The following is a 9,697-nucleotide window of genomic DNA, read 5'->3' as shown; positions in this document are numbered from 1 at the left end:
TTGTTGTCAGCCAGAGCACCGCTAGCGCCACCTTTTATTCTTACTGTGTCACCTAATTTTACTTGGTTCTAAACAAAGTTATCACCATAAAAGAACAATCCCTTATCAATATTGTCTTTATTATATCTAATAGCATCGTGGATCGTGCTTTTACCTGTAAAACCGATATCGCTCATCGTTAATTTACCGGTATCAGGATCGAGCGCCGCATTACCGCCAAGGATATTTTTAGTAGTAGTGGCTAAATTGCCCAGGCTATTTGCTACGGCATATAACTGACTACCGTTAATAGCATCTGTAGACGAAGCATTCATGCGTCCCGCCGCCACATTGGTAATCGTACGTTTTACCGTATCACTACCCACACTAAGCGTGGAGTCAGCACTGCCGCCAGCTAAATTCTTATACCATAAACCATTTACATGCTGATTTGGCGTACTTACCACATTAGCCGTCTTGGAGTTGGCACCTAATGCAATTGATCGTTGTTGATTCACATCAACTAATGCATTTTTACCGATGGCAATGGAATCATCTGAAGCTGCGATTGCAGCTTTACTCATAGCAATAGAATTATTTTTCGTCGCTTTTGCCGTCTCACCGATAGCAATAGAAGCCTCACCGCTAGCCACGCTATCCCAACCCATAGCAGCAGCATTAGTAGCGTCAGCTGTAGAGTTCGCACCGATTGCGCGAGCACCCGCTGCCAATGCTCTTGCACCGTTACCGATGGCTACGCCCCACTCGCCTCTGGATTGAGAGCCGTTACCCATAGCAACGGCACCGCCTTTAGATGCCTTCGCATTATTACCAAATGCCATGGATGATCCACCCCAAGCTCTGGCATTGGTACCAAATGCCTGATCATTATCGGCACCCACATAGTTACCGGCCTCATCATATCCAGCCCAGGATGTATTACCAAGGGCAAAGCCATTTAAAGAAGCTACTTTTGTCAAATTACCGATAGCAACACCATTATTTACTTCAACTGTTGCATTTCTTCCGATTGCAACACCTTGCACATTACCAACATTAGCCCTATTAGTTTTTGTAACAGTAGCACCTGTACCCAAGGCCACACTATTATCTGCCATTGCTGTACTATTGTCACCTATCGCTACAGTACCATTTTTAGCCTGAGCATTATCACCCCATTTTAATGTAGATGCCTGCGCTTCAGTTGGTATAATCCCTCCTGCTAACATAACAGTACAGATAGAAATTCCGAGCATCTTGGCAAACACAGATGTCATTGTCGAGCGTTTCGACATATTCTTCGCTGTTTCAGCCACAACGACATAACATCCTTTTGTACGACTCCAGATTACTTTAAAAATTCGGTTCATCTCATCTTACTCCTTGCATAAAACTATCAAATTATACGAATATAATAAAATATTTTATAACTATTTTAAAAAGTAAAAATACAGTTAATATATGGCTATTTATCGATGCATATCATATTAAACATATCATATTCTATACTAAAAGTAAAAAATTTTTCACTCTACACTCACTTCTAAATCATAAATATTTATGAATATACAAAAAGGCCGTCATATACCTTATGAATATGCTAAATGTACTAATTTTTTCGCATAAAATTAACTTCATGAAAAAAATGTATTTCACCTTAGTAAACTATTATGATCCAATTATTATTCACCTATATCACTCACCTATTTTAATTACATTACAAAATACCATGATATATATGCTCAAATAGCCATTAAATCTATTTTTTGCATGCAAAAAGGCGCCAAAAGCATTTCGCTTTTGGCGCCTTTTATAAGCACTGCCATATCAATATGTTATTTCATATTATTTCAAGCCCGCTTGTTGCATCAATAATGCAATTTGTGCTCTCATTTCTTCATTGTCGCGTTGTACTTTTTCGTACTTAGCTTTCAAAGCAGTCATTTCATCTTGCATTACGTACATGGAGCTGATAGGGCCACCTTTGTAACGTTCAGGAACTGCTTTCTTCGCATCGGAAGTACCGAATTTACGAGTTACACCAGCATTTACCATGTTATGGTGGCTACCAACAGATACGCCTACATGGAACATTGTATCTTCTGCTGTGTAATGTGCAACGCCAAGAGCTGCCGCAGTTTCACCTCTGTAATTACCGATACCAGCCATTACTTGAGTTGGTTCCAATGGATCATATTGAATAGGTTTCAATGCAGACATAGCCGCTGCATGTGCGCCTACACGTTGTGTTTCGCCTGCTACGGAGTTAATAGCATTAGCTAAACCGTCTGTAGCACCTTTCAATTGATTTACGTTAACTGCATCAGTGCCGTTTACACCAGGGCCTACATTGGTAATTGTATTACCGCCGTTGTTGAGGCCGTCTTTAGTAAGACTTACAGCATTACCGCTAGCAGGTGTAATTGTTACACCGCCACCGTTCATAACAGTAGTATTACCTGCAGCATCCTTAGTGGTTACTGTTTCAAGACCTTTCAAGTCTTTCGCCATACGAACCTTAAGGTTGCCAGTACCATCGGATACTACACCTAAATTGTCCTCTGTAGTCAACTTGCTAGCATCAGTAATGCCACCCACTACATTAACTTGTTCGTTAAGCTTTTTCTTGATTACGGAACCGCTATCGCCACCGTATTTCATACCATCGTCTTTAGTTGCCACTTGGTGTGTCTTACCATTTTCGTCTTGGTACTTAATACGAGTGATGTTGTTACCGTCTAAGTCTGGATCACCTTTATCAACGGTAATATCCGCATTACGGCCGTCTTTACCAGTTAAACCGATATGACCAACACCGTCTTTACCGGACATAGATACAGCATCTTTACCGTCTTTGCCTGTGATACCTACTTTGCCGTCTGTACCGTCAGCACCGTTAGGACCGGTAATGGATACGCCGTCCTTACCGTTTTTACCAACTTTTACCTTATCGGTAGTTAAGCTGTCAGTCTTAAGGTCTTTCGCCATCTTGATAGTAACATTACCATCTTGGTCGGCTACTGTTTTAATGTTTTCGCCGGAGTATTTATCGTCAGACTCTGTACCTTCACCTTTGATAGTAACCTTTTGGCCTAAATCACGGTGGAATTCACCTGTATTACCAGCAAAATTCATACCTTTTTTCGTGATTTCATCACCTAGGTTATTAATCTTGTTATCTAAGGATTTGTGAGATTTTTGCAATTGATCTTCTGTAGCAGCACGACCGCTTGTGATGTTGTCAGGATCCCAATCTTTGTTTTCTAGACCTGTCACATAACCGTCTTTGCCATCAACAGATACCTTGCCTGCTGCAATCTTACCATCTTTACCATCGATAGTTACCTTGTCACCAGCTTTAATGGTACCGTTTTCACCGTCAATTGTTACGTTGCCGGCTTTAATCGTACCTTTATTGCCATCAATTGTAACTTTATCACCAGCCTTGATAGTACCTGTAGTACCATCCATTGCGATTTGTTTCGTAGCATCAGATCCCAATGTCACTTGATCTTTAAGACTTACTTCATAGTTCTTGGAACCATTCGCATTGGTGCTAGGTGTCACAGTAATATTATTACCTGCAGATACCGTTGTAGATGCAGCTGCTGTAGCTTTATCCAATTGAGATTTATTAACTGCATCGTTAGGGTCCGTGCCATCAGCAACATTCGTAATCTTGTTACCGCCGTTATTTAAGCCGTCTTTTGTAAGACTTACTGCATCGCCACCAGCACGATTGATGGTCATACCATCACCATTGATAACAGTATTATTGCCGCCGTTTGTGAAAGTAGCAGATGTCAAGCCTTTCAATTCTTTCGCCAAGCGCAATTTCAATGTATCGGAACCGTCGGAAACTACACCAATGTTATCTTCAGCAGCTAATTTGCTTTCATCGGAGATACCGCCCTTAACATTTACTTGATTGTTAAGTTTCTTTTTAATTACATTACCTGTATCGCCGCCATACATCATACCATCATCAAGGGTTGCAAGCGTATGTGTATTGCCGTCTTTATCTTCGGTCACTAAACGATTAATGCTTGTGCCATCTACACCGTTTTTAGCGTCGCCACCTTTAAGTGTAACGCCGTCTTGACCGTTTTTACCAGCAATAGCCACACTATTAGCTTTGAGGTTTTTGTTCATCTTCACATCGATAGTTGTGTTGCCATCTTGATCTTGTGTGATGAAAGTTTTAAGGTTTTCACCGCTGTAGTTAGCATCAGCATCATTACCTTCGCCCTTAACAGTAACTGTAGAGCCAAGTTTATTAGTTTTTACACCGCCACTGTTAGCATCGAATTTCAAACCTTTATTAGTTAATGCGTCTTCACTATCTTTGATTCTATCTTTCAAATAATCCACATTAACCGCTTCGCTACCATCGTTGCCTGTAGCATATGCCACGTTTGTTACGTGAGTACCACCAGCTTTATTAGCATAGGTAGGACCTTCATAAGTTACTTTTGTCTTATCAACAGCACCATTATCCAAATTATACTTAACAGCACGATCATTTAATTTGTCGAGGCTAGATTTAGACGCAACGTCCTTAATCTTAACAGTCTCTTTTGTACCTGCATGGTTTTTATCCTCTACAGTCAAGTCAACATCACCGTTGGAATCAACTGTATAAGCCTCATCTGCAGCAGCTGCATTTTTCACCAAACGGTAATCTGTAGCAGCAGCACCTTGATTCTTAACAACATCACTAATCTTTTTCAATTGATCTTCTGTAGCAGCGCGACCGCTTACAGGATTAGATGTATTCACATCCCAATCTTTATTATCAAGACCAGTTACATAGTTCTTAGTATCAGCGTGTTTACCCATTGTTACACCGCCGGCTTTCACAGTATCTGTAGCTGTCAATGTTTGAACATTAAGGTTTTTGTTCAATTTAACGCCGATTGTAGTATCATCGCCCGTTTGCGTAATTTCAGTAGTGATATTACCATCACCATTTACTGTTACTTTAGAACCAAGTTTGTTCGTTTTTTCAGCGTTGTTATCAGCGTTGAAACGAAGGCCCTTGTTGATAAGTTCATTTTTAGCATCAGTGATATTATTATTCAATTCGTTTTTAGCTTCGTGTAATTGACCGCCGTTTACTGCGTCCTTACTGCCTGCGCCTACAGTGCCATCAGCAACATTGGTAATCTTTTGATTATTCGCATTGAGACCTGTTGGAGATACATATGTCTTACCGCCTACAGTCAAACCGCTATTATCAATCTTAGTATTACCAGCTGTAACACTATCCAAGCCAGTCAATGTTTTAGCTAATTTCACATTCAATGTGCCATTGCCATCAGATTCAACACCGATATTACCGTCGGATAATGTGCCTGTTGCACCGCCTTTAACGGATAGTTTTTCACCTAATTTTTTATTGATAACTGCACCGGAGTCACCATCAAAGTTCAAGCCTTTATCAAGAGTTGTATTGATAGTATTGATATCTTGTTTATTCTTATCAATAGCAGTCTTATTAGTGTTAACTTTATCGTTAACTTTTTTCAACTGATCTTCAGTAGCACCGCGACCAGATACAGCTACAGGATTATCTACATCCCAATCTTTATTTTGAAGGCCTGTCACATGACCAGCATCACCGTCTACAGTTACAGGATGTGCTGTACCTACGGTAATTTTATTACCTAAACCAACGGTATATTCCTTACCACCTGCTGCGTTTGTAGTTTCTGTTACAGTTACATTCGCATCCTTTGGTTTTACAGTGGACGCTTTAGCCGTACCGCCGATAGCAGCTTGTAATTGGCTATAGTTAACTGCATCATTAGGGTCGCTACCATTAGCAACATTAGTAATCTTTTGATTATTCGCATTGAGACCTGTTGGAGACACATACGTTTTACCGCCTACAGTCAAACCGTTGCTATCAATCTTAGTATTACCAGCTGTAACGCTATCTAAACCTGTCAATGTTTTAGCTAATTTCACATTTAATGTGCCATTGCCATCGGAGTCAACACCGATATTACCGTCAGACAATGTGCCTGTAGCACCGCCTTTAACAGTTACAGTGTCGCCTAATTGTCTGTTGCTTACAGTACCAGTATCGCCAGCAAAGTTCAAGCCTTTATTAATTTTTGTATTAATAGTGGAGATGTCTTGCTTGTTTTGAGCGATATTGTTGGCATTATTTGTGATATTTTGCTTATTATCAGCGATATCTTGTTTATTCTTGTCAATTTGAGCCTTATTAGTGTTAACTTTATCATTAACCTTTTTCAACTGATCTTCTGTAGCGGCGCGGCCAGATACAGCCACAGGACTATCTACATTCCAGTCTTTATTTTGAAGGCCTGTTACGTAACCTGTAGTGCCGTCAATCGTTACAGGGTTTGCTGTACCTACTTTAATAGTATTACCCAAAGTCATGTTGATAGTTGTATCACCATTGGCTTGTGTAATTGCGGCATTGATATTGCTGCCGTCACCTTTGATGGTAACTTTAGAGCCTAATAGATTGTTTTTCGCACCACCTGTATTAGCATCGAAGTTAAGGCCTTTATCTATAGTGTCTTTATTGAATTTAATAGCATCATGAATTGTGCCTTTACCAGTGTTACCGATATTGCTCATCGATAAGTTACCAGTATCAGGATCAAGTGCTGCATTGCCACCTAAAATACCTTTTGTAGTGCTTGCTAAATTACCCAAGGTATTAGAAACAGCATATAATTGGCTACCGTTAATTGCATCTGTAGATTGTGCATTCACACGACCTGCAGCTACATTTGTGATAGTACGTTTTAACGTATCACTACCTACACTAAGTGTGGAATCAGCAGAACCGCCGGCATAGTTTTTATACCATAAGCCATTTACCAATTGATTTGCTGTGCTCACCACATTAGCAGTCTTGGAGTTGGCACCTAATGCAATCGATCGTTGTTGATTCGCATCAACTGATGCATTTTTACCGATGGCAATGGAATCATCTGCAGCTGCGATTGCAGCTTTACTCATAGCAATAGAATTATCTGCAGTCGCTTTTGCCGTCTCACCGATAGCAATAGAAGCCTCACCGCTAGCCACACTATCCCAACCCATAGCAGCAGCATTAGTAGCACTAGCTGTAGAGTTCGCACCGATTGCACGAGCGCCTGCTGCTAATGCTTTTGCACCATTACCAATAGCTACGCCCCAGTTGCCTCGAGATTGAGAACCATTACCCATAGCAATGGCACCACCATGAGATGCTTTCGCATTATTACCAAACGCCATGGAAGAACCACCCCAAGCACGAGCATTGGAACCGAATGCTTGGTCATTATCAAGACCTACCAATTTATTGTTTTCGTCAAAGCCGGCACGTGAATTATTCCCCAATGCAAAGCCGTTCGCAGATTGTACACGTGCTTCGTTACCGATAGCTACACCATTATTAGCGATTGTACGCGCATTACGGCCGATAGCCACGGCCTGTGCACCTTGACCGATAGTGCTCGTACCGATAGCAATCGTATTGATATCCTTTGTTGTCGCATCATGACCGATAGCGATACCACCGCTCTTATCCGTGATGCCCGGTGTCGCCGTTGCAGGGTTAACGGTTACTGTTGCACCATGACCGATTGCGATACCATTTTGGCTTTCAGATTCACTAGGATCACCAACACCGACAGTTGCCCCTGTACCCATAGACACACTATAATCACCGCGAGCGTTTGTATTATCACCGATAGCGATACCACCGTCATTTTCAGCTTGTGCACCGTTACCTCTTGTAATAGGTGCCCCCAAAGCATCCGTCGGCATCATAACGCCTGTCAACATAACGGCAACTGCTGTAGCACCTACCATTTTAGAGAATACAACCGACAAAGAGGAACGTTTCGTCATGTTCTTTGCTGTTTCTGCTACAACAACATAGCAGCCCTTTGTGCGATTCCAAATCACTTTAAATACTCGATTCATTAATCTTTCTCCTATAAAACTTATAAAACTTACTAACTATCCTATATATTTAATGAAATAACAATGATGGATCGATGATGTATTGAGAATTCATCGATATTCTTGAATGTGTATATCTAAAATACCACATATTACGGGAATTGTAAACTTTTTTTCATTTTATTTTCATAAAACTTTTGTATTTAAGTTATCAATAATTTCGATAAAATTAAATATACTGAATATTCTGCATAAACAATGTATTTTTTTTTACTATTATTCACCTACTTTCATAAATAATACAAAACTTTCCATAATTATGTGCCAATATCACACCATATATAACCAATTTATTTTCTCTTCATCATTCTGATTTATGATAGACCATATAATAGAATGATATCTTTTCATAAACGGATATCGTACAGTGTTTCTGCCATTTTGACTCAATGTACGTACACAATTACTACATACCTACTTAAGCCAATTAACTATTGCACAATCAATGAAGGTAGCATTTTATTATATAGTAAAAGGAATGACAGGTGAAATTCAAATCGCCTTCATTCCTTTTTTTATTCCAAGTCCCTCTAAAGGCGTATCGGCGGGCTTTATAGGTTTTATAGAAATAGAGCATATGTGTATAAAAACAATTTATACGATTACTCCATGTGTTTTTTAATTTTTATTGTTATACTGAAAGCAGAAAGGAGGAAGATTCTATGTCAGAACTCAATATCTTACAACAAAATATAGATAAACCAAATACGGTTACCGAAGAAGATATCGTAGTTACACGAGATAATCAAACTTTCACAATCAAAGGTCGCTTTAATGGGGAAGAAGGCGTATTCACATATGATGCGGACGTTCAACCTAACGATCAGTTACAATTTCTGCATCACAACTTTACGGCCATCGTAAAAAAAATTACATATAAGGTGATTCAAGGTCAGCGAATCACATTGATTGCAAAATTATATGCATAAAAAATATCGGGGTATTGTTAATACAAACAACACCCCGATATTTTTTATCGGTCATACAATTATAAGAAATACAATACAACACAACAACACTTAATTCTTATAATTGAATCATCTAAAATTATTGAATTGTCGGTGCATTAATCGCTTTGCGAAGATCCACTGTGTGAAGTTCATCCATCGCAGGAGCTGCTTTTTCATCTACAGGTTTCACGCGATTATTACCGTCTTTCATAGCTTCGTTCAAGCTGAAGATCACCATTTCGTTCATGTAGAAACGCAATTCATCATCATGTACATTGGCTGTATTGCGATCCAAGATATCGATGATTTGTTGCGCATAGTCCAATTTAGCGTCTTCAGATACAGTCGCATGTTCTGTAAAGAACTGTTTGTAATCGTTGTACAAACGGTCCAACGCCAAACGCCCATAACTATCGTTTTTATAACGATGACTCACGATGTACCAGCTGCGACGAACGTTCATATAATACAACACATTGTTACGGTACCGTTCTTGACCGGTCATAACGCGGGAATCATCCATGATACGTTTGCCCTTTTGGTCCAATTGGAATTGTGTGAAAGCATTAACAACGTCGCGAACTTCTTCGCTAGGTACAGGAACAGCTACTTCCGCTTCAATTACGTTTAATGGTTCAGCCGGTTGTTCTGGCATCATCAATCGATCTTGAGCCGCATCCGCTTGACCTACCGCGCATACACAAGCAAGTGCCAATACAGGCATAAATGTTTTGAATTTCATAAATCCTCCTAATGATGAGCCGCCCCCCGAAGGG

Annotated in this window: 4 protein-coding genes; 1 reads left to right on the top strand and 3 read right to left on the bottom strand. The window is 40.0% G+C overall.

Annotation, left to right across the window (positions count from 1 at the left end):
• Positions 1-68: 68 nt before the first annotated feature.
• Entirely contained in the window at positions 69-1,349 is a 1,281-nt protein-coding gene (locus tag B1A77_RS10215; RefSeq protein ID WP_237301813.1) for an ESPR-type extended signal peptide-containing protein, read from the bottom strand.
• Positions 1,350-1,824: 475 nt separating this feature from the next.
• Positions 1,825-7,932 (bottom strand): ESPR-type extended signal peptide-containing protein, encoded by a 6,108-nt coding sequence (locus B1A77_RS03085; protein ID WP_077707890.1) that lies wholly within the window; start codon positions 7,930-7,932, stop codon positions 1,825-1,827.
• A 701-nt stretch (positions 7,933-8,633) separates the two neighbouring features.
• On the opposite strand from B1A77_RS03085, the gene B1A77_RS10310 reads away from it, so the two are divergent.
• Positions 8,634-8,900 carry a hypothetical protein gene (locus B1A77_RS10310; RefSeq protein WP_004692901.1) on the top strand — a complete coding sequence of 89 codons (267 nt, stop codon included), beginning with the start codon at positions 8,634-8,636 and terminating at the stop codon, positions 8,898-8,900.
• Between the two features lie 118 nt (positions 8,901-9,018).
• Here the strand turns inward: B1A77_RS10310 and B1A77_RS03075 are convergent, their stop codons facing one another.
• Positions 9,019-9,663, bottom strand: a complete 645-nt coding sequence (locus tag B1A77_RS03075) for a hypothetical protein (protein WP_004692902.1) — start codon at positions 9,661-9,663, stop codon at positions 9,019-9,021.
• Positions 9,664-9,697 lie beyond the last annotated feature (34 nt).

This window comes from Veillonella parvula (assembly GCF_002005185.1).
Classification (GTDB): Bacteria; Bacillota; Negativicutes; order Veillonellales; family Veillonellaceae; genus Veillonella; species Veillonella parvula_M.
The sequence above is the reverse complement of the archived record's forward strand: the minus strand, read 5'-3'. Positions and strand labels throughout refer to the sequence as shown.